General features: G+C 74.4%; 2 protein-coding genes and 1 pseudogene. 1 reads left to right on the top strand and 2 read right to left on the bottom strand.

Annotated features, from left to right (window positions below):
* A pseudogene (locus MCBG_RS32845) lies at positions 1-214 on the bottom strand (DUF916 domain-containing protein); the annotation flags it as partial.
* 95 nt (positions 215-309) lie between these two features.
* Positions 310-1,803, bottom strand: coding sequence for an HtaA domain-containing protein (locus MCBG_RS01935; protein WP_043323401.1), 1,494 nt, complete (start codon positions 1,801-1,803; stop codon positions 310-312).
* A gap of 193 nt (positions 1,804-1,996) precedes the next feature.
* On the opposite strand from MCBG_RS01935, the gene MCBG_RS01930 reads away from it, so the two are divergent.
* Positions 1,997-2,824: a neocarzinostatin apoprotein domain-containing protein gene (locus MCBG_RS01930; RefSeq protein ID WP_043323399.1), complete on the top strand. Its 828-nt coding sequence runs from the start codon at positions 1,997-1,999 to the stop codon at positions 2,822-2,824.
* The last annotated feature ends 76 nt before the right edge of the window (positions 2,825-2,900 follow it).

Raw genomic sequence — 2,900 nt, 5'->3', positions numbered from 1 at the left:
CCAGGTCGTAGGTGAAGTAGTTGCGCCCGGTCGGCCCCGCGGGCCCGGACGGCTGGACCGCCCAGCGGGCGGCGCCGGGGTCGGCGGACGGCGCCGGCCGGGGGGCCGCCTCGCCGCGCGACGGTATAACGAGCAGCACCGCGAGCAGCACGGCGGCGAGCGCGGCGCCGATCCGGGCGGCCGGGATGCGGGAGGAGGGCGTGAGGAGGGGCATACCGTGCTCCGCTGCGAGGTGGTCGCCGGGCAGACGCCGCTGGTGGGGCACGGGCGACGTGCCCGCGCCCCACCAGGGCCAACCCGGTCGGTGAATCAGGAGAGGGTCAGGGTGAGCGTGGCGACGTAGTCGCCCGCCGCGGCGGACGCCGGCACACCGAGGTTGAGCTCGGCGCCGCAGGCGAAGACGCCGTTGCTGGTCCCGGCGCCGGCCGTGCACAACGCTCGGGCCTCGCCGAGACCGGCGCCGGGAGCGGCCACCGCACCCGGGGTGACGGCGCCGGTGGTGCCGCCCAGCGGGTCGTCCACCACGTTCGCGGTCGGCGCCCAGCCGAGGTAGTTCCCGGCGATGACGCCACCGGCGGCGGAGGTGAAGTCGGAAACCTGTCCGACCAGGCTCCAGCCGGTGCCGGCACCGCGCAGGTCGGCCACCGTGGCGGTGTTCAGCGGCGCCCGGGCGTACTCGCCCTTGCCGACCGGCGGCAGGGCGACGTTCGCGCCGGCCACGCTCAGGCTGAGCGGGCCGCCGGTCACGGTGCTGGTGATCCGCTGCTGGGCCGAGTTCCCACCCGCGCCGGTACGGGTGAAGGTGATCGGCGTGAACGTGTCCTGGCGGCGGTCGGCCGAGCCGCGGGCGGCGAAGGTGATGACGTAGCACTGCACCTCGGTGCAGTCCACCTCGTCGCCGTTGCGGTCGGTGTAGACGGCGCTGATCGGCAGCGTCGTGGTGAAGCTGCCGTCGGCGGCCATCCGGTCCCGGGCGTCGGTCGGCTCGTTGGTCTTGTTGACCCACTTGGTGACCTGGAGGACGCCGGCGTTGGCCCAGTGCTCGTCGACCTTCGGTCCGAACGAGACGTAGATGCCGGCCCCGTTGTTGAAGTCCGGGTCGAAGCCGGTGCCGCGTACGGTGACAGTCGCGCCGGCGGGGTCGAGGCCCTGGGCCGGGTCGACGGTCACCGCCGGGGTCGCGGGCGCGGTGCCGCCTGCCGTGGTGAACGTGAACGACACCGGGTCCAGCGCCTCACCGGCGGCGTAGAAGCCGTTGAACGCGCCGGCTCCCACGCTGGTGAGCGCCGCGGCGAGGTTGCTGCCGGTCACCGTGTTCCCGCTGGTGGCGGGAGCGCCGGTGAGGGTGGCGATGGTGGCCTGCTTCACCGAGACCGGCTCGGTCATCGTGGTGGCCAGGTCGACGTCCGCCTTCAGCGAGGCGGTGCCGCCGGAGACGGCGACAGTCGGGTTGGCCAGCGTGATGGTCAGCAGGTGCGCCGGGTACGAGAACACCACGGTGCCGCCGTACGTGGCGTTGGTCGTACCGGTGGCGGCGTCGTGCGTGCCGCCGGTCGACGGGAACGTGAACGTGCCGTCGGCGTTGACGGTGGCGCCGTTGCTGACAGCGATCGGCGGGTCCCCGTTGCCGGCCTTGACGTAGTTGCGGAAGCTGGCCTTGAAACCCCAGTTCAGGCTGCCGCTTGCGATCTCGGCCTCGGCCGCCGAGGCGGGTCCGGCGCCCACGAGCGCACTCGACACGCCGAGGGCGAGCACCGCCGCCCAGCGCATCGACCGGAGGGCTCCGGCTCTGGATCTGAACATGCTGTTCCTCTCGGGAGGGAAAGCGAAGGCATTAGGTTAGGCAAACCTAAGATGATCGGGTGATCCACGAAGCGTCCCAAGATCTTCAGCCGAACGGACCCCTTGCCACCTGCGCGTTCGCCACTTAGGTTAGCCAAACCTAAGTAACCGCTCGGCCGGCACGTCCGGCCGGACCTGTCGTGTGAGGAGCCCGATGCGAGCACGGCGCCGCACCATCTGGACCACCGTTCTGCTCACCGCCGCCGTCGTCGCCACGCCCGCGCCGGCCCACGCCGGCACCGCCACCGGCAGCGGCGGCCAGAAGCTCACCGTCACCCCGAGCACCGGCCTGAGCCGCTCCGGCGCCACCGTTTCCGTCTCCGGGCGCGGCTACGACGTCGACAAGGGCATCTACGTCGCGTACTGCGTCGACAACGGACCGGGCGTGGCGGCCACCCCGTGCGGCGGCGGCGCCGACACCACCGGCAGCCTCGGCGCCTCGCAGTGGATCTCGTCGAACCCGCCCGCCTACGCCGAGGGCCTGCCCGAGCCGTACGGCCCCGGCGGCTCCTTCTCGGTGACGGTCAAGGTGACCCCCACCATCGGCGACGTCGACTGCACCGTCCGGCGGTGCGCGGTCGTCACCCGCGCCGACCACACCCGGGCCTCCGACCGGTCCCAGGACGTACGGGTGCCGGTCACGTTCGCCGCCGGCGCCACGAGCGCCCCGCCGAAGGCCGGCCCGGCGCCGAAGGCGACCACGCCCGCCGCCACGCCCCGGACCACCACCGGACAGGACGCGCCGGCCCCGGCCGCCTCCGGCAACGCGCCGGCCGCAGCGGGGGCGGCAGGGGTGACGGGCGCCGCGCCCGGGGCCGGGGCGCCGTCGCAGGCCGCGGCCTCCGACCTCCACGTCACGCGGGTCAGCGACACCTCCGGGGCCGGACGCGGATGGACCGTCGGGGTGGTGGCCGCCGCGCTGGCCCTGGTCGTCCTGCTCGGCCTCGGCCGTTGGCGGCGCCGTCGCGGTGCCGGCCGGTGAGCCGCCCGCACCGGCGACCGGGCCGGGGACCACTCGTCGCGCTGCTCGCGGTGACCCTGGCGGCGACCGGCTGCGC

The organism is Micromonospora sp. M42 (assembly GCF_000568915.1).
Classification (GTDB): domain Bacteria; phylum Actinomycetota; class Actinomycetes; order Mycobacteriales; family Micromonosporaceae; genus Micromonospora; species Micromonospora chalcea.
This window is presented reverse-complemented; position numbering and strand designations above follow the sequence as displayed.

Excerpts from the sequence above, each read along its gene's own strand:
- MCBG_RS01935 (WP_043323401.1), bottom strand. The coding sequence starts at position 1,803 with ATGTTCAGATCCAGAGCCGGAGCCCTCCGGTCGATGCGCTGGGCGGCG.
- MCBG_RS01930 (WP_043323399.1), top strand. The coding sequence starts at position 1,997 with ATGCGAGCACGGCGCCGCACCATCTGGACCACCGTTCTGCTCACCGCC.